This window comes from Sphingomonas sp. R86521 (assembly GCF_042466235.1).
Classification (GTDB): Bacteria; Pseudomonadota; Alphaproteobacteria; order Sphingomonadales; family Sphingomonadaceae; genus Sphingomonas.
Genome location: NZ_JAXHBY010000001.1, coordinates 2,125,357 through 2,147,931, shown reverse-complemented (window position 1 = coordinate 2,147,931; position 22,575 = coordinate 2,125,357). Strand labels below are relative to the sequence as shown.

Below are 22,575 nucleotides of genomic sequence, written 5' to 3'. Positions count from 1 at the left end.
CCGGCCTCCGCCGGGGTGGAGTGCGTTCGCGCAGCTGCCGTTCTCCCGCGAAAGCGAGAGCCCAGGGTTACCGGCGGTACCGGTCGCGACTCCTGGCCCCCCGCGTCCGCGGGGGAACAGAGTATCGCGTCAAGCTTTACGGCTTCGCCCGCGCCCAGATCGCATCCAGCTGTGCTTGGTTCCCCCGGACCTGCCGCACCTTCATCCCGGTCAGCTTCAGCTCCCGCCCGCGCAGCATCCGCCCGTTGGTCTGCCACAACAGGTCATAGATCCCGCTCGTCGTCCGCGTCGTCTCGCCGTCGAGATACTGCAGCGTCAACAGCACCGGCAACCGCCCGGTCCGGTCGTCCGCGCCGCCATCGGTCAGCTTCAGCAACGCGGGCTCGAACGGCGACACCTCGATGACCGGATCGGCCGGCGGATGCTGCGCGGCAACGCCCAGTGCCTTCGGGAAACTGATCACCGCATCCTGGATCTCGTGCCGCGCATCCTTCAGCAGCAGCGACTTGCCACCATCCTTGACCTCGGCGGACAAGTCGACGCGGCTTTCGGCGCGCTGCTCGGACGCCCGCGTCATCGCCTTGTCGGCCTCATCGGCGCGGCGATCGGACCAGTTGATCCACAACGTCGCCGCGGCGATCAGCGCGCCCGTGACGCCGAGCACCTCGGCAAGCGACACCCAGCGCCGCCGGGTCGCGGCGGCTTCCTTGCGCTCGGCGGGGGTCTCGCTCATCGTCCGCCGGCTTCCAGCAGGCGGCGTGGCGCCGCCAGTTCCCAGCTCCTCGCGATCCGGTCCTCGACCAGTGCCCAGTCGACATCACCGGCAAGGTCCATCGCGACCCAGCCCGACGCGCCGAGATAGGCGGGACTCGAATACACCGCCGGGTTCGCCTCGATCAACATCGCCTGTTCGTCCGCATCGCCGGTTTTCACGCACACCACGGTCAGCCCGTCGCCGTGATGGTCGTCGCGGAACTGTGCGAACTGCGTGCCGTCGACGAAGAACGTCGGCTGACCGTGCGAGACCTTCTCCTCCGCCTCGGGCAGCAGCAGGGCGACTTCGCGGACGCGGTCTAGCAGGGATTGGGTCATCGGCTTACGAACTCCGCCAGGACTTTGGGATACAGGGAATGCTCGGCTGCGAGCACGCGTTCCGCAAGCGAATCGGCGTCATCGCCTTTCAGGATCGGCACCTCCGTCTGGCCGAGCACTTCGCCAGCATCGAGTTCTTCGGTCACGACATGCACCGAACATCCACCGACGGCGTCGCCAGCCGCGATCGCACGCGCGTGCGTATCGAGGCCCTTGTACTTGGGCAGCAGAGAGGGGTGGATGTTGACGATCCGGTCGCGCCACTGGTCGACGAACCAGTCGGTCAGCAACCGCATATAGCCGGCGAGCGCGATCGTCTCGACGCCGGCCTCGCGCAGCGCGGCATCCATCGCGGCTTCGTAGATCGGCTTGGCGATACCCTTGGGCGACAGCGCGAAGGTCGGGATCCCCTCCGACAGCGCCCAGCCAAGGCCCGCCGCTGTCGGCTTGTCGGACGCCACCACGACGATCTCATAGGGACAGTCCGGTGCGCGCGATGCCGCGACCAGCGCCATCATGTTCGATCCGCGCCCCGAAATCAGTACGCCGACCCTGGTCTTATTCATGCGTCGCGGACCAGTCCGCACGTGCGCTCCACGTCTCCATCGATCCGCGGACCGTGCAGCCATGCGTGCCTTCGTCGATATGCCCGATCGTGAACACGGTCTCGCCCGCAGCTTCGAGTTCGGCGGTGATCGCCGCCGCCTCGTCCGCCGCGACGATCGCGACCATGCCGATCCCGCAATTGAAGGTCCGCGCCATTTCCTCGGGCTCGATCTGCCCCTGCGCCTGCAGGAACGCCATCAGCCGCGGCTGCGCCCAGGCGTCCGCATCGACCACCGCATGCACGCCGCCCGGGAGCACCCGCGGGATATTCTCGAGCAGGCCGCCACCGGTGATATGCGCCAGCCCCTTGATCCGGCGTTCGCGGAGCAGCGGCAACAGGCTGGCCACATATATCCGCGTCGGCGCCATCAGGTGATCGATCAGCAACCGGTCCTGGTCGAACAGCGCCGGCCGGTCGAGTTTCCACCCGCGATCCGCGGCCAGTCGCCGGACCAGCGAGAACCCGTTCGAATGCACGCCGGAAGATGCCAGCCCGAGCATCACGTCGCCCGCCGCGATCTCACGACCCGTCAGCACGTTCTCGCGCTCGACCGCACCGACGCAGAAACCCGCCAGGTCGTAGTCGCCATCGGCGTACATCCCCGGCATCTCCGCGGTCTCGCCGCCGATCAGCGCGCAGCCGGCCTGCTTGCACCCCTCGGCGATCGAGGCGACGACGCGCTCGGCGATCGCTGCGTCGAGCTTGCCGCTCGCGTAATAGTCGAGGAAGAACAGCGGCTCGGCGCCCTGCACGATCAGGTCGTTGACGCACATCGCGACCAGGTCGATGCCGACGCCCTCGTGCCGGTCCCATTCGATCGCCAGCTTCAGCTTGGTGCCGACGCCGTCGTTCGCGGCGACCAGCAGCGGGTCGACGAACCCCGCGGCCTTGAGGTCGAACATCCCGCCGAATCCGCCCAGATCGGCGTCCGCGCCGGGTCGCCGGGTCGCGCGGGCGAGGGGGGCGATCGCGCGGATGAGGGCATTGCCCGCGGCGATCGAAACGCCGGCTTGGGCGTAGGTGTAGGGTTTCTCGCTGTCGGTCATGCGGCCTGCTAGCCACATCCCGCTTGGATTTCCACGCCTGCTTCGCCAAAAGGCCCGCGTGATCCGTATTCGCCCGCTTCCCGCCGCGCTCGCCGGCGCGCTTTTGCTACTCGGTGGCGGCGCCGTCGTCGCGCAGATCGAAGGCGGCGGCAGCGGCGTCGCGCCGGTCGACAGCGGCAGCGCCTACGAGGTCGCCGGCATTGCCGTCGATGTCGCAGGCAAGACCGCCGACGCGGCGCGGCTCGGCGGCTGGCGGCTGGCGCAGCGCAAGGCCTGGGTCCAGCTGTCGAAGCGGCTTGGCGGCGGTGGTGGCCTGGTCTCCGACGGCACGCTCGATTCGATGGTCTCGGGGATCGTCGTCGAGAACGAACAGATCGGCCCCGACCGCTACATCGCCAAGCTCGGCGTGCTGTTCAATCGCGCCCGCGCCAGCAGCATCCTCGGCATCTCGGCCTATGCCGACCGCTCGCCGCCGATGCTGGTGATCCCAATCGAATGGTCGGGCGGGGTAGGGCGCGGGTTCGAACAGCCGACCGCGTGGCAACAGGCCTGGGCACGCTATCGCACCGGCAATTCGGCGATCGACTATGTCCGCCCCGCAGGCAGTGGCCCGGACGCGCTGTTGCTCAACGTCGGCCAGGTACAGCGTCCCGGCCGCGGCTGGTGGCGCACGATCCTCGACCAGTATGGCGCCAACGACGTGCTGATCCCGGTCGTGAAGCTGTATCGCCAATGGCCCGGCGGCCCGATCATCGGCGTGTTCGAGGCGCGGCACGGTCCCGACAACGACATGATCGGCAGCTTCACGTTGCGCGTCGGTAACGCCGACGGCCTGCCGCAGCTGCTCGACACCGGCGTCAAGCGGATCGACGACCTGTACCAGCAGGCGCTGCGCTCGGGCGACCTCCGCGTCGACGCGAGCCTGTCGCCACCACCACCACCGGAACCCGTGGTCGGCGATGACACGCCGGATGACGGCATCGTCGAGGACGACGGCAGCACGGCGACCGCCAGCGGCGCCGGGATTTCGATCATCGTGCAGTTCGACACCCCACAGGCGACTACGGTCTCGTCGACCGAATCGGCATTGCGCGGCATCCCCGGGGTCCGCTCCGCAGCGACTACCAGCCTAGCGCTCGGCGGCGTCTCGCTAATGCGCGTCACCTATGACGGCGATCCGGAGGCGTTGAAGTCCGCCCTCGAAGCCCGTGGCTACCAGGTGTTCGGATCGGGCCAGACGCTGCGCATCCGCCGCGTATCGCAGCTGCTGCCGGCCGACCTGCCCGTCGACAGCGCCACCACCGGCGGATGAGAATGCCCAGATGAGACCCGGCGCATGAGCCAGATCGCGCTTCCGCTGGGCTGGCCCGCGGACCCCCGCGACGACGCCTTCCTGGTTACCCCTTCGAACACGCGCGCGGCGCACACGCTCGAACATTGGGCGACCTGGCCGGTGATGACCGCGATCCTCACCGGACCACGCAAGTCCGGCCGCAGCCTGCTCGCGCGGATCTTCGCGGCAAAAAGCGGCGGCACGATCATCGACGATGCCGAGCGGGTGCCCGAGGTGCAGCTGTTCCACGCCTGGAACCTGGCGCAGGAAACCCGCCGCCCGCTGTTGATCGTCGCCGACGCCGCGCCGCCCGAATGGAAGGTGAAGTTGCCCGACCTGCGCTCGCGTCTGGCGGCCAGCCCGATCGCCGCGATCGGCGCGCCCGACGACGAGCTGATGCGGGTGCTGCTCGATCATCTGTTCCACCGTCGCAGCCTGGATGCGCGGCCCGATCTGGTCGACTGGCTGGTCGCACGGATCGAACGCAGCCACGTAGCCGTTGAACGCACGATCGACGCGCTCGACCAGCAAGTGATGGAAACCCGCAAGCGTTTGTCGATCCCGCTGGCCCGGACCACGCTGGCGCACGCCGGACTTATCGCGAAACCGCAACAAACCCCCGTTACCCGCGAGGACGTATGAACCGCCCAGCCCATATCGTCCGCATCGCCGAAGACGACGACGCCCCGACCTCCGCGCCCAACGACCGCTATTTCAACCGCGAGCTGTCCTGGCTCGGGTTCAATCGCCGCGTGCTCGAGGAGGCATGCAACCCCGCGCACCCGCTGCTCGAACGGCTGCGCTTCCTGTCGATCTCGGGGTCCAACCTCGACGAATTCTTCATGGTCCGCGTCGCCGGGTTGAAGGGCCAGCAAACGCAGGACGTCGACCGCCGCTCCGCCGATGGCCTGACCGCCGGACAGCAGTTGAGCGCGATCATCGTCGAGGCCGACGCGCTGATGGCCAGCCAGCAGGCGGTGTGGGGCGACCTGCGGCTATTGCTCGACGAGGCGGGGCTGTTCGTGCTGCGCCGCGACGCGATCGACGACGATGCCGATACCTGGCTCGAAACCCATTTCCGCGAACAGATCTTCCCGATCCTGACCCCGCAGGCGCTGGACCCCGCGCACCCGTTCCCGTTCATCATGAACGGCGGGCTTTCGGTGATCTTCGACCTGGTTCGCAAATCGGACGACGAGCCGATCCGCGAGCTGATCATGATCCCGTCGACCGCGACGCGCTTCGTGCGGTTGCCGGGCGAGCCGGCGCGCTACATCGCGATCGAGACTATCCTCAAGCGGTTCGCGCCGGTCATCTTCCCCGGTTACGACGTCCTCGCCGCCGCCAGCTTCCGCGTCCTGCGCGACAGCGACATGGAGATCGAGGAAGAGGCCGAGGATCTCGTCCGCTACTTCGCCAACGCGATCAAGCGCCGCCGCCGCGGTCGGGTGATCCGCCTCGAACTCGAAACCGGCATCCCCGATGCGCTGGCCGCGGTGCTCAAGGACGAACTCGGCGGCGCCGATGCGATCATCACCGAGAGCGGCAATTTGCTCGGGATCGTCGATCTCGACGGCTTGTTCGACGAGGATCGCCCCGACCTCAAATTCCCGCCCTTCACCCCGCGCTTCCCCGAACGTATCCGCGAATTCGGCGGCGACTGCTTTGCGGCGATCAAGTCGAAGGACATCGTCGTCCACCACCCGTACGAGACGTTCGACGTGGTGCTCGCCTTCCTCAAGCAGGCGGCGAACGACCCCGACGTCGTCGCGATCAAGCAGACGCTCTACCGCGCCGGCAAGCAGCCGGCGGTCATCAACGCACTGATCGCCGCCGCCGAAGCCGGCAAGTCGGTCACCGCGGTGGTCGAGCTCAAGGCACGCTTCGACGAGGAGCAGAACATGGTCTGGGCCTCCGCGCTGGAACGCGCCGGCGTTCAGGTGGTCTACGGCTTCATCGACTGGAAGACCCATGCGAAAGTCTCGCTGGTGGTCCGCCGGGAAGGCAGCGCGTTCCGTACCTATTGCCACTTCGGTACCGGCAATTATCACCCTGTCACCGCAAAAATATATACCGATCTCAGCTTCTTCACGGCGGATGCTGCCGTCGGGCGTGATGCCGCGCAGATGTTCAACTACATCACCGGCTATGTCGAACCGGTGGCGATGGCGAAAATGAGCCTAAGCCCGCGCGACCTGCGCCCCAACCTCGTCAACCTGATCGACGCCGAGATCGCCTGTGCCCGCGAAGGCAAACCGGCCGGGGTCTGGGCCAAGATGAACTCGCTGGTCGACCCTGCGATCATCGAGAAGCTGTACGAGGCGAGCGGCGCGGGGGTCGAGGTCGAACTGATCATCCGCGGCATCTGCTGCCTGCGCCCCGGTGTCGCCGGGCTGTCGGACAACATCCGCGTAAAATCGGTGATCGGCCGGTTCCTGGAGCACAGCCGGATCTGGGCGTTCGGCAACGGCAAGGCGCTGCCCAATGACGGGGCGAAGCTGTTCATCTCGTCGGCGGACTGGATGCCGCGCAACTTCGATCGGCGCGTCGAATACATGCTCCCGATCCTCAACCCGACCGTCCACGACCAGATCCTCGACCAGGTCATGGTCGCCAACCTGATCGACAACGAACAGAGCTGGGAGTGCGGACCCGACGGCGACTACACCCGCGTCGACCCCGGCGACCGGCCGTTCAACCTGCATCGGTATTTCATGACCAACCCGTCGCTCTCCGGCCGCGGCGCATCGCTCGCCACCAGCGCCAGCGTGCCCACACTGTCGCTGCGCCGTAAACGGTGAGCGTGCAGATGAACGTTGCCGCGCGTCTGTTCGGCAAGCCCAAGGTCGAGACCGACGATCATCCGCGTACCGGGATCATCGACATCGGCTCGAATTCGATCCGCCTCGTCGTCTATCAGGGGCCGCCACGGCTGCCGGCGATCCGCTTCAATGAAAAGGTCATGGCCGGGCTCGGTCGCGGTCTGGTCGCGACCGGCTCGATCGAGAAATCCGCGCTGAAGACCGCCCGCGTCGCGCTCGCGCGGTTCGCGGCGGTCGCGCGCGAGATGGAAGTGACGTCACTCCGCACCGTCGCCACCGCCGCGGTCCGCGATGCGGCGAACGGCCAGGACCTGATCGACGCCGCCACCGCGCTGGGGCTGACGGTCGAGACGCTGTCGGGCGAGCAGGAAGCCAGCGCCGCCGGCTACGGCGTGCTCTCGGCGATCCCGCAGGCTGATGGCATCGTCGGCGATCTGGGCGGCGGCAGCCTCGAACTCGTCCGCATCCGAGCCGGCCGCATCGAGGACCGCGTCTCGTTCCCGCTCGGCGTGCTGCGCATCGGCCCGATTCGCGCCAAGCGGGGGAAGGTCCTCGAACGCCATGTCGCGAAGCTGATCCGCGAGGCCGGCTGGGCGGGCAAGGGGCAGGGCTTGCCGCTCTACCTCGTCGGCGGGTCGTGGCGCGCGTTGTCGCGGCTCGACATGCACCTGTCCGATTACCCGCTGCCGATCATCCACCAATATATGCTGTCGCCGGCCAAGATCGTCCGCCTCAGCCGCACCATCCCGCAGCTGTCGAAACAGCGCATGCGCGGCGTGCCCGGGCTGTCGTCGGGGCGGACCGGGACGCTCGCCGACGCCGCGGCGCTGCTCGGCGTATTGATCCGCCAGCTTGGTAGTCGGACCACGATCGTCTCGTCCTACGGCCTGCGCGAAGGGCTGCTGTACGAGGAACTCGATGCCCCGACGCGGAAGCTCGATCCGCTGATCGTCGCCGCGCGCGAGGAGGGGCGACTGCTCGGCCGTTTCCCCGAACATGGCGACCTGCTCGAAGGCTGGATCGCGCCCTTGTTCGCCGGCGAGAGCGCTGCAGCCGGGCGGATCCGCCACGCCGCCTGCCTGCTCGCCGATGTCGGCTGGCGCGCCAACCCCGAATTCCGGGCCGAACGCGGTGTCGAGATCGCGCTGCACGGCAACTGGGTCGCGATCGACGCCACCGGCCGTGCGTTGCTGGCGCAGGCCCTGTACACCAGCCTGGGGGGCGGGATGGCCGCGGCGGATCCGGTCGGGCGGCTGATAGGGCCCGCCGACGTTCGTCAGGCCACCGTCTGGGGTCTTGCGATGCGGCTAGGTCAGCGAATGAGCGGCGGCCTCGCCGGTCCGCTGCAACGCTCGCGGCTGGCGGACGACGGCGTGACGTTGGCGATGCATCTCGGTCGGGACGACAAGGGGTTGTACGGCGAGGCCGTCGAACGCCGGCATGCCGCGCTCGCGACCGCGCTGGGGCGGAAATCCGCGCTGGTCCTGACTTGAACCCCGTCATCCTGACGAAAGTCAGGATCCAGGATTACGGGCGGCGCGCTTGGTGCTCTGGGTCCTGACTTTCGTCAGGATGACGAGGAGGCAACGTGGTTACCCGCAACTGACCTGAGTAATTCTGCCCTTGTCGTCGGTATGCACGTTCAGTCGTTCCTGGCGAAAATCCTGCGTCACCATCGTGTTCGGTGCGATCCAGCGCAGCGTGCTCGCCCCCGATCGCTTCAACAGCACGTCGCCGCGCGCATCGCTGGCCCGCTTGCCGACCAGATCGCCCAGCGCCTCGGCCTTGCAGATGCGCGGCTCTTGCGTCCCGCGAAACTCGACCGGCGTGCATCCCGCGACCACGACCGTCGCCAACAGCAGCGCCTTCACGCCACCGCCTCCGTCCGCGTCATCTTGAGCTTGCCGTCGATCACCGCGAACGCGAGGCGCCCCTCGACCAGGTCCAGCGCATCGCGCCCGAACTGGTCGAACCGCCAGCCCTCAAGCATCGGCAATCCGGTCCGCACCCCCGCAGCCAGTGCCTCGAGCTCCTCGGTCCTCGCGAGGAGCTTGGCGGCTACGTCGATGTCGCGTGACCGGATCTTCAACAACAGCTTGAGCAGGTCCGCGACCAGCGAACCCTCCTTGCCGAGACCCGGCTTGCGGTCGTCGCGCGGCGGCAATTCGTCCGCACCCATCGGCTCGGATGCTTCCAGCGCCGCGATCAGTCGCGCGCCGATGTCGTTGCCGGCCCAGCTCGCCGATAGCCCGCGGACCCGCGCCAGATCGGACTGCTTCTTTGGCGGATGGCCGGCCATGTCGCCCAGCGTCTCGTCCTTGACGATCCGCCCGCGCGGCAGGTCCTTGCCCTGCGCCTCCAGCTCGCGCCACCGCGCCAGCGCCTTCAGCCGGCCCAGCACGTCGGGTTTCCGCCCGGAGATCCGCACCCGCTTCCACGCGAGATCGGGGTCGTTGGCGTAGTTGGCGGGGTCGGCCAGCCGCTCCATCTCCTGGTTCAGCCACGCACCGCGTCCGGTGGTGCGCAACCGGTCGAGCATCTTGGGGAAGATGCTCGACAGATGCGTGACGTCGCCGATCGCATATTCGATCTGCCGCGCGTCGAGCGGCCGGCGCGCCCAGTCGGTGAACCGCGCGCCCTTGTCGACCGCGATCCCCAGCCAGCTGTCGACCAGGTTGGAATAGCCGATCTGCTCGCCTTGCCCCAGCGCCATCGCCGCGACTTGGGTGTCGAACAGCGGGTAGGGGGTCTTGCCGGTCAGATTGTAGATGATCTCGATGTCCTGCCCGCCGGCATGCACGACCTTCAGCACGTCCTCGTTCTCGGTCAGCAGGTCGAGCAGCGGCTTGAGGTCGATCCCCGGCGCCATCGGATCGATCGCCGCGGCTTCCTTGTCGTCGGCGATCTGGATCAGGCAGAGCTCGGGGTAATAGGTGCTCTCGCGCATGAACTCGGTGTCGACGCAGACATAGTCGGCTTGCGACAGACGGGTGCAGAGATTGGCGAGCGAGGCGCTGTCGGAAATCAGGTCATGGATATGCATCCCTTGTCCATAGCGAGGGCAGGCCGGGTTGACAAAGGCGGGGTGGCAGGGAAAGCGCACCCCCAACAATTCTCCGTCATCCCGGCGAAAGCCGCGACCCAGAGCCACGCGTGGCGCGGCCCGAACCCTGGGTCCCGGCGTGCGCCGGGATGACGAAATCAAGGTTCAGATGATGCACGCCTATCGCACCCACACCTGCGCTGCCCTCCGCCCCGAGAACGTCGGCGAGGAAGTCCGCGTCTCGGGCTGGGTCCACAAGAAGCGCGATCACGGCGATCTCGTCTTCATCGATCTGCGCGACCATTACGGCATTACCCAGATCGTCACCGACGTGTCGGGCCCGGTGTTCGACGTGATCGAGAAGCTGAAGAACGAGAGCGTCGTGACGATCACCGGCAAGGTGACCGCGCGCTCGGCGGAAGCGGTGAACCCTAACCTCGCGACCGGTGCGATCGAGATCCGCGCGACCAGCGCCACCGTCCAGTCGGTCGCGCAGGAGCTGCCGATGCCGGTCGCCGGCGACGCCGAGTATCCCGAAGACATCCGCCTGCGCTATCGCTTCCTCGACCTGCGTCGCGAGCGGCTGCACGCCAACATCATGCTGCGCAGCCAGGTCATCACCTCGCTCCGCAACCGCATGAACGGGCAGGGCTTTACCGAATTCCAGACCCCGATCCTGACCGCGTCGTCGCCCGAAGGCGCACGCGACTATCTGGTCCCCAGCCGCGTTCATCCCGGCAAGTTCTACGCGCTGCCGCAGGCACCGCAGATGTTCAAGCAGCTGCTGATGGTCGCCGGCTTCGACCGCTATTTCCAGATCGCACCCTGCTTCCGCGACGAGGACGCCCGCGCCGATCGTTCGCCCGGTGAGTTCTACCAGCTCGATTTCGAGATGAGCTTCGTCACGCAGGACGACGTGTTCGCGGCCATCGAGCCGGTGCTGCACGGCGTGTTCGAGGAATTCGCCGATTGGCAGGGAAAAGGCCGTCAGGTCTCGGCATTGCCGTTCAAGCGCATCCCCTACCGCGAATCGATGCTGAAATACGGCAGCGACAAGCCCGATCTGCGTAACCCGATCCTGATCCACGACGTCGGTCATCACTTCGTCGACTCGGGCTTCGGCCTGTTCGCCGGCATCGTCGCCGGCGGCGACGTCGTCCGCGCGATCCCGGCGCCGAACACCGCCGAGAAGAGCCGCAAATTCTTCACCGACATGAACGACTGGGCGCGCGCCGAGGGGCATGCCGGGCTCGGTTACATCACGCAGAAGAACGGTGAACTCGGCGGCCCGATCGCCAAGAACCATGGCGAGGAAGCGACGCGGAAGCTGATCGCCGAGATGGGCCTGGGCCCGAACGACGGCATCTTCTTCGCCGCCGGCAAGGAACTCGCCGCCGCCAAGCTCGCGGGTGCAGCCCGTGCGCGCATCGGCGCCGACCTCGGCCTGATCGACGAGAACCGCTTCGAGTTCTGCTGGATCGTCGACTTCCCGATGTTCGAGTACGACGAGGACGCCAAGAAGGTCGACTTCAGCCACAACCCGTTCAGCATGCCGCAGGGCGAGATGGAGGCGCTCCATACGATGGATCCGCTCGACATCCTCGCGTTCCAGTACGACATCGTCTGCAACGGCGTCGAACTCAGCTCGGGCGCGATCCGCAACCACCAGCCCGAGATCATGTACAAGGCGTTCGAGATCGCCGGGTACAGCCAGGCGGACGTCGACGAGAACTTCGCGGGCATGATCAACGCGTTCAAGCTCGGCGCACCGCCGCATGGTGGTTCGGCACCGGGCATCGACCGCATGGTGATGCTGCTCGCGGGCGAGCCCAACATCCGCGAGGTGGTGCTGTTCCCGATGAACCAGAAGGCCGAGGACCTGATGATGGGCGCGCCGAATTACGCGAGCGCGAAGCAGCTGAAGGAGCTGAACATCAAGGTTACGGTCGACGGCCCGAAGGATGTGGCCAAGGCGGTCGCGCCGAACGCGGGGTAAAGTTCGGGTCTGCTCGACGCCCCCCAAATGCCGTCACCCCAGCGCAGGCTGGGGTCTCCCTGTTGTCGAGTGCTGCGGCCCGAGCGGGAGATCCCAGCCTTCGCTGGGATGACGGCGTCGGGGCTCGGGGCTCAAGGCTCCCATGACATGACCAAGGCCGTCGAGCCCAACGTAGCGTCGCCTTCGGGTCCGCTCGACGCCTCCCAAACACACCGTCACCCCAGCGCAGGCTGGGGTCTCCCTGTTGTCGAGTGCTGCGACCCGAACGGGAGATCCCAGCCTTCGCTGGGATGACGGTAAGGGTACGGATGCGGTACGGGTACGGGTACGGGTGCAAGTACGGGTCACGGCCGCTTGCCGCCCGCCGTTCACCACGCCATCACTCCCCCGACGTAAGGGGACTTCATGCTCGATGACCAGCTGACACCCGCGGCGGCGCCCAAACTCGTCCGCAGCCTCGGCGTCGTCGGCGTGCTGCTGCTCACGCTGTCGGTCGCGACGCCCGCCTCGTCGGTGTTCGTGATCGTCCCGACGATGTTGCAGGTCGCGGGGACCGGCGCGGTCTGGGCGATGATCCTCGCCGCACTGGTGTGCGTGCCCACTGCGTTCATCTATGCGGAATTGTCGTCGGCCTATCCGGTCGCGGGCGGCGAATACGTCATGGTCGCGGACACGCTGGGGCCGATGGCGGGGTTCGCGATGCTCGGCGTCAACGTCTTCAACAATCTGCTGTTTCCGCCAATCCTCGGGCTCGGAATCGCCGACGTGCTGGAAACGCTGGTGCCGGGGCTTCCGGCGATCCCGGTCGCGCTGGCGATCATCGCGGCGTCGACGCTCGTCGCGGTCCTGCAGATTCGTATCAACGCCTGGGTCACCGGCCTCTTCCTGCTGGTCGAGCTGGTCGCGATCGGCGTCATCGTCTGGCTTGGTCTTGCGGATAGTGTGCGGCCGATCGAAGACGCGCTGCTCCATCCGGTAATGCCGCAGGCGGGTGCGCTGGTCCCGACGTCGCTCGCCGCGATCGGCGTCGCCACCTCGATCGCGATCTTCGCGCTCAACGGCTATGGCGCCGCGGTCTATTTCGGCGAGGAGATGCACGAGCCCGAACGGCTGATCGCGCGGACGATTCTCGCGGCGCTGGTGCTGACCTTGCTGTTCGAGGGTTTGCCGCTGGTCGCCGGACTGATGGGCGCGGCCGATCTTCCGGCCTTCCTCGCCGCGCGCAGCCCGTTCATGGACCTTGCCGTCGAACAGGGCGGGGCGGGGCTGTCGACCTGGATGTCGATCGGCGTCGTGGTCGCGATCGTCAACGCGATCATCGCCTGTATCCTCGCCTGTTCGCGCTTCTTCTACGGCACCGCGCGCGATGGCAGTTGGGGCCGGCCGGTCGATCGCTGGATGGCGCAGGTGCACCTGCGCTTCGGCTCACCGGATCGCGACTTTGGTCTGCGGCGGCATCGGGATGGCGTGCTGCTTCGTTCCGATCGCGCTGCTGGTCGTGCTCAGCGGCACCGGGCTGGTCGCGATCTATGCCGGCATCGCACTCGCCGCGATCGTCGGGCGCCGCAGCGGCCGGACGGCGCACGCCCGCTACCGCATGCCGCTCTATCCGCTCGCCCCCGCACTGACGCTGGTCGCATTGGCCTATGTGACATGGACAAGCTGGCTCGATCCGGACGAGGGTCGTCCCGGCCTGATCATGACCGCCGCGCAGATCGCGCTGTCGGTTGCCTATTATCACTGGGTGCTGCGTCGTCGCGGCCCCTGGAACGTTCACGTCCCTAGCAACCGGAGCACGATGCATGACGATCGACCTGTCGGACTATGAAGACGGCAAGAAATACCACGGCCACTACAAGCGCGACCTCGCCAAGCTGCAGAAGCGGTTGGAGCGTATCCAGGTCGCGCACATAGTCCGCCACAAGCGCGCGATCGTCATGCTCGAGGGCTGGGATGCGGCGGGCAAGGGCGGTATCATCCAGCGGATGACCGCAGCCTGGGACCCGCGGTTCTTCGAGGTCTATCCGATCGCGGCTCCTTCGGCGGAGGAGAAGGCGCATGACTTCCTCTGGCGGTTCGAGCAGCGGCTGCCGCCTGCGCGCAGCATCGCCGTGTTCGACCGTAGCTGGTATGGCCGCGTGCTGGTCGAACGGGTCGAGGGTTTCGCGACCGAGGCGGAATGGCGCCGTGGCTATGACGAGATCAACGCCTTCGAAACCGCGCAGGTCGATAGCGGCGCCACGCTGGTCAAGCTGTTCGTCCACACCACGCAGAAGGAACAGGACAAGCGGCTGAAAGCCCGGCTCGACGATCCGTGGAAGCGCTGGAAGACCGGCCTCGACGATTATCACAACCGCGCGCGCCGCGCCGATTACCTGGTCGCGATGGACGAGATGTTCGCGCGGACCGACACGCTGGCGGCACCCTGGATCGCGATCGCCGGAGACGACAAGAAGGCGGCGCGGATTGCCGCATTGACCGCGATTGCCGACCAGCTGGAAGCGGCGGTGCCGATGGATCCACCGTCGCTCGACCCCGAACTCGAAAAAATAGCCCGCCGCGCGCTCGCGGCTTAGGTCTCTGACAATCCAGCTTTTTCACGATCCAATACATCCATTTTGACGTGCGATTTGAGTTGATAACCCGAGTTGGCACGGTAGGTATCGGGGGTGCGGCGGTCCTGTAGGGGCCGCCGCGCTTGACCGAAACCAGAGACCGAAGACCGGGTAGCGAGGGCGAATTCGAACGGCCTGCATGCTGGCATGAGTGGAACGACGATGCCCCGACTGGGAATAGTGGCGATCGACGATGCAGGGACGATCGTCCGGGCGGATCATGATTTTGCGGCCACCATGCGCGTCGGCGCGACGCAGCTCACCGGGCGAAACCTGCTCGACTTCACCGCCCCGGCGGACCGCGAGCGGTGCATCTTCCTGCTCGACAAGTTGTTGCACGACGGCGAGCCGGTCGCGACGACCAAGCGGCTGATCCGCGCCGACGGGTCGCACGAATGGGTCTGTTACCGGATGTCGTGCGGCCTGGCCGAACACGACGCGATCCGGATCGAGATCGACGTGGAAACCGCCGCCGCGCCAAGCGACTGGGTCGACCCCGCGATGCTGCTGCATGTCGCGAAACTGATGATCCATGGCCGGCGCGCCCGTAGCGAAACCTTCTCCGCGGCGCTTTTCGTCGATCCCGCATGGGACATCCTGCTGGCCGCGTATGTCCGCGAAGCCGAAGGCGGGATGCTGACGACGGCGGAACTGGAAGGCGAGATCGGCATCAGCGCGGCTAACGCGGCACGCTGGATGCGCGCGCTGAATGCCGAGGGATTGCTCGAATTCGAGCATGGCGACGGGGTTCGGGCGACCACGGTGTTCCGCCTGTCGTGCGACGCGCATCAGAAATTCGAACGTTTCCTGTCGGACCGCTATCACGACGCGACCCGCTGCATGCGAGACGATCGATCCGAAGACTGAACGCAGCGATGTTGTCTAGTCGGGCCTGCATCGCTATCTCGCGCCCATGAACGAGATGACCCCGCTCGCCCCGATCCAGCCGCGCGTCCGCAAGCCCGACTGGATCCGCGTCAAGGCGCCGACCAGTGTCGGCTTTGCCAAGACCCGCGAATTGATGCGTTCGAAGAGCCTCACGACGGTGTGCGAAGAGGCGGCGTGCCCGAACATCGGCGAATGCTGGTCGAAGAAGCATGCGACCGTCATGATCCTCGGCGACACCTGCACGCGCGCCTGTGCGTTCTGCAACGTCAAGACCGGCATGCCGCGCGCGGTCGACGCGATGGAGCCGCAGAACGTCGCGGATGCGGCAGCGCAGATGGGGCTCAACCACATCGTCATCACCTCGGTCGACCGCGACGACCTGCCCGATGGCGGCGCGTCACAGTTCGTCAAGGTGATCCAGGCGATCCGCCGGTCGAACCCGACCACGACGATCGAGATCCTCACGCCGGACTTCCGCAACAAGGCGCAGGCCGCGATCGAGTCGATCGTCGAGGCCCGCCCCGACGTCTATAACCACAACCTAGAGACGGTGCCGCGGCTGTACCCGACGATCCGACCCGGTGCGCGCTACTACGCCTCGCTGCGGCTGCTGGAGAGCGTCAAGAAGCATGACCCGTCGATCTTCACCAAGTCGGGCGTGATGCTCGGGCTCGGTGAGGAGCGGCTCGAAATCCACCAGGTGATGGATGACATGCGCTGCGCCGACATCGATTTCCTGACGATGGGCCAGTATCTGCAGCCGACCCCGCGGCATGCCAAGGTCGCGGAGTTCGTGAACCCCAAGGCGTTCGACGCGTATGCCTCGATCGCGCGCGCGAAGGGGTTCCTGCTGGTCGCGTCGTCGCCGCTCACCCGGTCGAGCTACCATGCCGGCGACGATTTCGAGCGGCTGCGGTCGGCACGCGAGGTCAAGCTCGGGAGTCGCTGATGCCGAAGCATGCGGAAACGCGGCATCTGCCGTACACCCCGGAACAGATGTTCGACATGGTCGCCGACGTCGCGCGCTACCCCGAGTTCCTGCCCTGGGTCAGCGCGATGCGGGTGCGGTCGGACAGCTCGACCGAGACGCTCGCCGACATGATCGTCGGCTTCAAGGGCCTGCGCGAAACCTTCACGTCGCGGGTCGCGAAGACCCGGCCGGATGCCATCACCGTCGAGTATATCGAGGGACCGCTGAAGTTCCTGCGCAACGAATGGCGCTTCCGTCCCGAACCGAATGGGTGCGCGGTGGATTTCAGCGTCGACTTCGCGTTCAAGAACCGGATGTTCGAGATGATCGCCGGCCAGGTGTTCGGCGCTGCGCTGCGGAAAATGATCGGCGCGTTCGAAACCCGCGCCGCGCAGCTCTACGCGGCGGGCGGCACCGGCAGCAGCAGTTCGAGCGCCCATAGCGCCGCCTGAAGCCGGATACCGCCGCGACCGATGTCGCCGAACTCCTTGCGATCGGCGTGCACGTCGGCCGGGTCGCCGTCCTTTTCCGCGCGACCGAACACGACCGTCCCGACGGGTTTCTTCGCAGAGCCGCCGCCGGGCCCGGCGATTCCGGTAATCGCGACGGCGACATCGGCTCCGGATTTCTGCAGCGCCGACGTCGCCATCGCCCAGGCCACCGCGATCGACACCGCACCGAATGTTTCGAGGACGTCGTTGCTGATCTTCAGCACGCCGAGCTTCGCGTCGTTCGAGTAGGTCACGAACCCGGCCTCGAACACCGCCGACGAGCCCGCAATCTCGGTCAGCGCGGCAGCGACCAAGCCGCCGGTGCAGCTCTCGGCCACCGCGACACGCCGGCCGATCGCGCGGTTCTGTTCGATCACCTTGCGGGCAGCCTCGACCAGGATTTCGGGAAGGATGGTATCCATGGTCAGCGGCTCCGGGCGGTGCACAGCGGCAGGTCGGGGACCGCGACGACGCCGCGCCGCGCCTTGTCCGCCTTGAGATAGCGCAGGGTTTCGACGACGATCCCGGCGGTGTTGCGCGCCGGCAGCGGCTCGAGCAGCGCGACCAGGCGGTCGATCGTCCCGCAATCGCGTGGCGCGATCCGGCCGACGATCTGCGGCACCAGCAACGACGTCAGCAACGGCCGTGCGAACTCCGAATCGAGCAGCGCGTCGACCGCGGGGTCGCTGAGCTTGACGATCGCGGCGCGCGCGGCAGGCCAGGCGCGTTCCGCCTCGACCTGATAGCGCGACAGCAACGGGCTGGACGCCCGCCGGACCAGGCTCGTCGCCGGCAATTGCGCGGCGCAGACCGTCCCGGTCTCGCGGATGATGTCGGGGAGGGCGACCAGCGTCAGCGCCTCCGCTTCAGGGCCCGTGATACACGGTTGCTGCGCCACCGCCGGGCTGGCCAGCAAGGCGATCGTGGCGAAGGCGGCAGCAATCTTCATCGCGGGGCTCCCGGCACACGCACGGTCGCGACCGCCTGCGCGGCGATGCCTTCGCCGCGACCGGTGAAGCCCAATCGCTCGGTGGTCGTCGCCTTCACGCTGACGCGGTCGGCGGTCAGCGCCAGCAGGTCGGCGATCCGCGCGGTCATCGCCGCACGGTGCGGGCCGATCTTGGGGGCCTCGCACATGATCGTCAGGTCGACGAAATCGATCCGTCCGCCCTTGTCGGCAATCAACTTGGCGGCATGTTGCAGGAACTGCGCCGAATCGGCGCCCTTCCACTGCGGATCGGACGGCGGGAAGTGCGTGCCGATATCGCCCGCCGCGATCGTGCCGAGCAACGCGTCGGTCAGCGCGTGCAGCGCGACATCGGCGTCGCTGTGGCCCGACAGCCCCTTGTCGTGCGGGACCAGGACGCCGCCCAGCCACAATTCCTCGCCGACCTCCAGCCGGTGAACGTCGAATCCCATCGCGGTCCGGGTCTCATAGGTCGCGCGCGCATCGGCGGCGGCGAAATCCTCGGGGTGAGTCACTTTTTCGAGCATCGGGTCGCCCTGCACCAACGCGACGCCGCCGCCAACCCGCCGCACCATCTGCGCGTCGTCGGTCGCATCCTCGGTCTGGTCCCAGGCCGCGTGTGCCGCAAGTAGCGCGGCCATTCGAAAACCCTGTGGTGTCTGGACCCGGTAGAGATCCGCGCGCGAAACGGTTTCGCCGAGCAACTCCCCGCCGCGTGCCAGCGTGTCTGCGACCGGCAGCACTGGAATTGCGCCGTCATGCGCCTCCAGTGCGCCGAGCACGGCGTCGATGACGTGGGCGGGCAGGAAGGGGCGGGCGGCGTCGTGCACCAGCACGCGTTCCGCTCCGGCGATCGCGGCAAGTCCGAGCGCTACCGACTCGCGGCGGGTAGCGCCGCCTGCCACCACGGTCACATCGCCCAGCACCGCGCGAACCCGGTCATGCTGGCCCTGCGCCGCTACGACCACGACGGCGTCGATCGCGGCATGGTTCGCAAGTGCCCGATAGGAATGCGCGATCATCGGCAGTCCGGCGACGCGCGCGAACTGCTTTGGAACGGCTCCACCCGCACGGACGCCGGAACCGGCAGCGACGATCAGGGCAATTGTACGCGCAACGTCAGTCATGCCGCTTGCCTAGCGTCTTGCCTGCCTTGCCACCAGAGCCGGCATCCGTTAAGGGATGCCCGTTTTTCAGGCACATCCATGCGACCCTTGTCCCCCATCCAGATCGGTCCCGTCAGGATCGAAAGCCCCGTCGTGCTCGCGCCGATGACCGGCGTCACCGACATGCCGTTCCGCACGCTGGTGCGACGCTATGGATCGGGGCTCAACGTCACCGAAATGGTCGCGAGCCAGGCGGCGATCCGCGAGACCCGCCAGTCGCTGCAGAAGTCTGCCTGGGATCGGCTGGAGGAGCCCGTATCAATGCAGCTGGTCGGCTGCACGCCCTATGAGATGGGCGAGGCGGCAAAGCTCAGCCAGGACCGCGGCGCCGCGATCGTCGACATCAACATGGGCTGCCCGGTCCGGAAGATCGTCAATGGCGACGCCGGTTCTGCGCTGATGCGCGACGTGAAGCTCGCGACTGCGATCATCGAGGCAACCGTCAAGGCGGTCGATGTACCGGTCACGCTGAAGATGCGGATGGGCTGGGACCACGACAGCCTCAACGCGCCCGAACTGTCGCGGATCGCCGAGGATCTGGGGGTCAAGCTGATCACCGTCCACGGGCGCACCCGCAACCAGATGTACAAGGGCAATGCCGACTGGGGCTTCGTGCGCAAGGTCAAGGACGCGGTCGGCATCCCGGTGATCGTCAACGGCGACATCTGTTCGATTGAAGATGCCGAACAGGCAATGGAGCAGTCGGGCGCCGACGGCCTGATGATCGGTCGCGGTGCTTATGGGCGGCCGTGGCTGCTCGGCCAGGTCATGACCTGGTTCGCGACCGGCCGGCGTGTCGAGGACCCTTCGCTCGACGAGCAATATCTGGCGATCGCAGGGCATTACGAGGCGATGCTCGAACATTACGGCATCGAGACCGGCGTCAACATGGCCCGCAAGCATATCGGATGGTACACCCGCGGGCTGCACGGCTCGGCCGAGTTCCGCAACAAGGTGAACCAGATTCCCGACCCGAACCAGGTCAAGGCGATGCTCGCCGAGTTCTACGCTCCCTGGCGCCAGCTTGCCGCAGCCTGACCCGACGCAGCGCAGGCGGCCCGGGTTCGCCGAGCTGTTCGCGTCGCTGCCGGTGGCCGTGGTCGTGGTCGACCCCGAGGATCGCATCGCGCATGCCAACGCGCTGGCCGAGCAACTGCTCAACCTGTCGGAGCGCCTGATGGTCGGGCAGCCGATCGGGTCGATGCTGCCGCCACTCGACTATGCGCGAACCCATGACGGGCAGGGGCTTGCGGTTTACGATACCGAGATCGCGACGTCGCGCGGCGGCAAGATCCGCGTCGATTTCGCCGAGACGCCGATCGCCGATCATGACGGCTGGCGCGTCATCACGCTGCATTCCGCGTCCAACTCGCGGCGCCTGGGTCATTCGGTCGATCGGGCAGCCGGTGCACGCGCTGCGGTAGGGGCCGCGGCGATGCTGGCGCACGAGATCAAGAACCCGCTGTCGGGCATCCGTGGCGCCGCGCAGCTGCTGGGGGCGGGAGAACTCACCACGCTGATCGTCACCGAGGTAGATCGCATCGCTGCACTGATCGACCGCATGCAGGACTTCAGCGACACTCGGCCCTTGCCGCTGGCGAGCGAGAACATCTATCCGCTGCTCGGTCATGCCCGGCGCCTTGCGCTGGCCGGGTTCGCGCGCGGAATCACGATCGAGGAACGGTTCGATCCGTCGTTGCCGCCGGCGATGATCAACCGCGACGCGCTGCTGCAGATCATCATAAACCTTCTGAAGAACGCCCACGAAGCCGTTCGCGACGTGCCCGATCCCCGGATCGTGCTGACCACCGCGTATCGCCACGGCATCACCATCAGCACCGCGCCGGGCCGACCGCGCCACATGCTGCCGATCGAGATCTGCGTGTTCGACAATGGTGGTGGCGCCCCGGCGGACATCGCCGACCATCTGTTCGATCCGTTCGTCTCGGGTCGGCGCGAGGGGCAGGGGCTTGGCCTCGCGCTGGTCGACAAGCTGATGCGCGACATGGGTGGGATCGCCCAATATGGCCGGGAAGGCACCCCCGAAATGACCGTCCTGCGCCTGTTGTTGCCAAGGGCCGCGGCGTGAGCACCGTCCTGGTCGTCGACGACGACGCCGCAATCCGTACCGTCGTGGCGCAGGCGCTGCGGCGTGGCGGTCACGAGGTAACCGTCGCCGATACGCTCGCCGCGCTCGAACGCGCGCTGGCCGTCGCCGTGCCCGACGTGCTGATCACCGACGTGATTCTGCCCGACGGCGACGGCATCGACCATATCCGCGGCGTCGCGACGCGGTTTCCGACGCTGCCGATCATCGTCCTGTCGGCGCAGAATACGCTGACCACCGCGGTTCGCGCGGCGGAAGTCGGCGCGTACGAATATCTCCCCAAGCCGTTCGACCTCGACGTGTTGTCGCGCGCGGTGACCGGCGCGCTGGCGCGGGGCGGCGTGATCTCGGACCAGGGCCCGGGCGAGGACAGCGCACTCCCGCTGATCGGCCGGTCCGCGGCGATGCAGGACGTCTACCGCGTCATCGCCCGCGTTGTGTCGAACGACCTGACCGTGCTGATCTCGGGCGAATCGGGCACCGGCAAGGAGCTCGTCGCGCGGGCGATCCACGACCTCGGGCCGCGGGGACCGGCGCCGTTCGTCGCGATCAACATGGCCGCGATCCCTCGCGAACTGATCGAGGCGGAGCTGTTCGGCCATGAGCGCGGCGCGTTCACCGGCGCAGCGACGCGCAACGCCGGACGCTTCGAACAGGCGGCCGGTGGCACCCTATTCCTCGACGAGATCGGCGACATGCCGATGGAGGCGCAGACCCGGCTGCTGCGCGTGCTCCAGTCCGGCGAGTTCACCAGCGTCGGTGGGGCGCGGACGATCCGCGTCGACGTCCGCATCGTCGCGGCCACCAACCGCGATCTCGCCGCTCAGGTCGCCACCGGGCAGTTCCGCGAAGACCTGTTCTATCGCCTCAACGTCGTCCCGATCATGCTGCCGGCGCTGCGCGAACGTCGTCAGGACATCGCGTTGCTCGCACGCCACTTCCTCGACCATGCGGCATTGCAGGGGCTTCCGCGCCGCCAGCTCGCCAACGACGCGATCGCCGCGCTCGGCAGCCATGACTGGCCGGGCAACGTCCGCGAACTCGAAAACCTGATGCGCCGCCTGGCCGTGCTGTCGCGCGATGACGTCATCAACGCCGACACCATCCGCGCGACCCTCGGCGCGCCAGTCGCTGCCGCGGAGGACGCCGATATCGGCATCGCTGCTGCGGTTCATGCGCTGATCGAACGTATCGCCCGCGAGAGTCCCGCTGCGCTCGACGACGGCACGCTCTATGACCGGGTGATTGGCGAAGTCGAACGGCCGCTGATCGAGGCGATGCTCGCGCGGCATGGTCACAATCAGCTGCGCACCGCCCGTGCGATGGGGATCAACCGCAATACCCTGCGCAAGCGGCTGGATACGCTCGGCATCGAGGCACGCGGCGAACTCGGACGTCCGACCGAGCCCGAGCCACGCTGAATCTTGCATTA

The 22,575-nt window shown here is 67.2% G+C and carries 22 protein-coding genes; 13 read left to right on the top strand and 9 right to left on the bottom strand.

Features of this window, described 5'->3' with window-relative positions:
- Positions 1 to 136: 136 nt before the first annotated feature.
- Genes SJY20_RS09955 through purM form a run of 4 tightly spaced genes read right to left on the bottom strand, consistent with a single transcriptional unit; the run spans position 137 to position 2,745 of the window.
- Positions 137 to 733 carry a hypothetical protein gene (locus SJY20_RS09955; RefSeq protein WP_380786655.1) on the bottom strand — a complete coding sequence of 199 codons (597 nt, stop codon included), beginning with the start codon at positions 731 to 733 and terminating at the stop codon, positions 137 to 139.
- Positions 730 to 1,092, bottom strand: coding sequence for an MmcQ/YjbR family DNA-binding protein (locus tag SJY20_RS09950; protein WP_380786653.1), 363 nt, complete (start codon positions 1,090 to 1,092; stop codon positions 730 to 732). The genes SJY20_RS09955 and SJY20_RS09950 overlap by 4 nt, the downstream gene beginning before the upstream one ends.
- The gene (gene purN / locus SJY20_RS09945; RefSeq protein WP_380786652.1) at positions 1,089 to 1,658 is read right to left on the bottom strand and encodes a phosphoribosylglycinamide formyltransferase; all 570 of its coding nucleotides are present in this window, start codon (positions 1,656 to 1,658) and stop codon (positions 1,089 to 1,091) included. Before purN ends, SJY20_RS09950 begins: the two co-directional genes overlap by 4 nt.
- Positions 1,651 to 2,745, bottom strand: coding sequence for a phosphoribosylformylglycinamidine cyclo-ligase (gene purM / locus SJY20_RS09940; protein ID WP_380786650.1), 1,095 nt, complete (start codon positions 2,743 to 2,745; stop codon positions 1,651 to 1,653). The genes purN and purM overlap by 8 nt, the downstream gene beginning before the upstream one ends.
- 61 nt (positions 2,746 to 2,806) lie before the next feature.
- On the opposite strand from purM, the gene SJY20_RS09935 reads away from it, so the two are divergent.
- The 4 genes from SJY20_RS09935 to SJY20_RS09920 are packed head-to-tail and all read left to right on the top strand — an operon-like array spanning position 2,807 to position 8,393.
- The gene (locus tag SJY20_RS09935; RefSeq protein ID WP_380788634.1) at positions 2,807 to 4,057 is read left to right on the top strand and encodes a heavy-metal-associated domain-containing protein; all 1,251 of its coding nucleotides are present in this window, start codon (positions 2,807 to 2,809) and stop codon (positions 4,055 to 4,057) included.
- Between the two features lie 24 nt (positions 4,058 to 4,081).
- Positions 4,082 to 4,720: a chromosomal replication initiator DnaA gene (locus SJY20_RS09930; protein WP_380786649.1), complete on the top strand. Its 639-nt coding sequence runs from the start codon at positions 4,082 to 4,084 to the stop codon at positions 4,718 to 4,720.
- The gene (locus SJY20_RS09925; protein WP_380786648.1) at positions 4,717 to 6,879 is read left to right on the top strand and encodes an RNA degradosome polyphosphate kinase; all 2,163 of its coding nucleotides are present in this window, start codon (positions 4,717 to 4,719) and stop codon (positions 6,877 to 6,879) included. Before SJY20_RS09930 ends, SJY20_RS09925 begins: the two co-directional genes overlap by 4 nt.
- A gap of 8 nt (positions 6,880 to 6,887) precedes the next feature.
- The gene (locus SJY20_RS09920) at positions 6,888 to 8,393 is read left to right on the top strand and encodes a Ppx/GppA family phosphatase (RefSeq protein WP_380788632.1); all 1,506 of its coding nucleotides are present in this window, start codon (positions 6,888 to 6,890) and stop codon (positions 8,391 to 8,393) included.
- Positions 8,394 to 8,492: 99 nt separating this feature from the next.
- Here SJY20_RS09920 and SJY20_RS09915 read toward each other — a convergent pair whose 3' ends face one another.
- Both SJY20_RS09915 and rnd read right to left on the bottom strand, forming a co-directional pair.
- Positions 8,493 to 8,771 (bottom strand): I78 family peptidase inhibitor, encoded by a 279-nt coding sequence (locus tag SJY20_RS09915; protein WP_380786647.1) that lies wholly within the window; start codon positions 8,769 to 8,771, stop codon positions 8,493 to 8,495.
- Positions 8,768 to 9,943 carry a ribonuclease D gene (gene rnd / locus SJY20_RS09910; protein ID WP_380786646.1) on the bottom strand — a complete coding sequence of 392 codons (1,176 nt, stop codon included), beginning with the start codon at positions 9,941 to 9,943 and terminating at the stop codon, positions 8,768 to 8,770. Before rnd ends, SJY20_RS09915 begins: the two co-directional genes overlap by 4 nt.
- A gap of 172 nt (positions 9,944 to 10,115) precedes the next feature.
- On the opposite strand from rnd, the gene aspS reads away from it, so the two are divergent.
- From aspS to SJY20_RS09880, 6 genes are all read left to right on the top strand, one after another.
- Complete coding sequence (aspS, locus tag SJY20_RS09905; protein ID WP_380786644.1) at positions 10,116 to 11,939, top strand: aspartate--tRNA ligase; 1,824 nt, start codon at positions 10,116 to 10,118, stop codon at positions 11,937 to 11,939.
- 405 nt (positions 11,940 to 12,344) lie between these two features.
- Positions 12,345 to 13,724: an APC family permease gene (locus tag SJY20_RS09900; protein WP_380786642.1), complete on the top strand. Its 1,380-nt coding sequence runs from the start codon at positions 12,345 to 12,347 to the stop codon at positions 13,722 to 13,724.
- 17 nt (positions 13,725 to 13,741) lie between these two features.
- Positions 13,742 to 14,515: a polyphosphate kinase 2 family protein gene (locus SJY20_RS09895; protein WP_380786641.1), complete on the top strand. Its 774-nt coding sequence runs from the start codon at positions 13,742 to 13,744 to the stop codon at positions 14,513 to 14,515.
- 186 nt (positions 14,516 to 14,701) lie between these two features.
- Positions 14,702 to 15,421 carry a PAS domain S-box protein gene (locus tag SJY20_RS09890; RefSeq protein ID WP_380786639.1) on the top strand — a complete coding sequence of 240 codons (720 nt, stop codon included), beginning with the start codon at positions 14,702 to 14,704 and terminating at the stop codon, positions 15,419 to 15,421.
- Positions 15,422 to 15,467: 46 nt separating this feature from the next.
- Positions 15,468 to 16,391 carry a lipoyl synthase gene (gene lipA, locus SJY20_RS09885; protein ID WP_380786638.1) on the top strand — a complete coding sequence of 308 codons (924 nt, stop codon included), beginning with the start codon at positions 15,468 to 15,470 and terminating at the stop codon, positions 16,389 to 16,391.
- Positions 16,391 to 16,864 (top strand): type II toxin-antitoxin system RatA family toxin, encoded by a 474-nt coding sequence (locus SJY20_RS09880; RefSeq protein WP_380786636.1) that lies wholly within the window; start codon positions 16,391 to 16,393, stop codon positions 16,862 to 16,864. The genes lipA and SJY20_RS09880 overlap by 1 nt, the downstream gene beginning before the upstream one ends.
- Here the strand turns inward: SJY20_RS09880 and SJY20_RS09875 are convergent.
- The 3 genes from SJY20_RS09875 to SJY20_RS09865 are packed head-to-tail and all read right to left on the bottom strand — an operon-like array spanning position 16,810 to position 18,997.
- Entirely contained in the window at positions 16,810 to 17,325 is a 516-nt protein-coding gene (locus SJY20_RS09875; protein WP_380786635.1) for a CinA family protein, read from the bottom strand. The two genes, SJY20_RS09880 and SJY20_RS09875, sit on opposite strands and share 55 nt — an antisense overlap.
- 2 nt (positions 17,326 to 17,327) lie before the next feature.
- Positions 17,328 to 17,852: a hypothetical protein gene (locus SJY20_RS09870; RefSeq protein ID WP_380786634.1), complete on the bottom strand. Its 525-nt coding sequence runs from the start codon at positions 17,850 to 17,852 to the stop codon at positions 17,328 to 17,330.
- A complete protein-coding gene (locus tag SJY20_RS09865; RefSeq protein WP_380786633.1) occupies positions 17,849 to 18,997 on the bottom strand; it encodes a bifunctional 2-C-methyl-D-erythritol 4-phosphate cytidylyltransferase/2-C-methyl-D-erythritol 2,4-cyclodiphosphate synthase in 1,149 nt (382 codons plus the stop codon). The genes SJY20_RS09870 and SJY20_RS09865 overlap by 4 nt, the downstream gene beginning before the upstream one ends.
- Before the next feature lie 78 nt (positions 18,998 to 19,075).
- On the opposite strand from SJY20_RS09865, the gene dusB reads away from it, so the two are divergent.
- Genes dusB through ntrC form a run of 3 tightly spaced genes read left to right on the top strand, consistent with a single transcriptional unit; the run spans position 19,076 to position 22,564 of the window.
- On the top strand, positions 19,076 to 20,074 hold the full coding sequence (gene dusB / locus SJY20_RS09860) for a tRNA dihydrouridine synthase DusB (RefSeq protein ID WP_380786631.1): 999 nt from the start codon (positions 19,076 to 19,078) through the stop codon (positions 20,072 to 20,074).
- Complete coding sequence (locus SJY20_RS09855) at positions 20,061 to 21,125, top strand: nitrogen regulation protein NR(II) (protein WP_380786629.1); 1,065 nt, start codon at positions 20,061 to 20,063, stop codon at positions 21,123 to 21,125. The genes dusB and SJY20_RS09855 overlap by 14 nt, the downstream gene beginning before the upstream one ends.
- Positions 21,122 to 22,564: a nitrogen regulation protein NR(I) gene (gene ntrC / locus SJY20_RS09850; protein ID WP_380786627.1), complete on the top strand. Its 1,443-nt coding sequence runs from the start codon at positions 21,122 to 21,124 to the stop codon at positions 22,562 to 22,564. The genes SJY20_RS09855 and ntrC overlap by 4 nt, the downstream gene beginning before the upstream one ends.
- Positions 22,565 to 22,575: the final 11 nt, after the last annotated feature.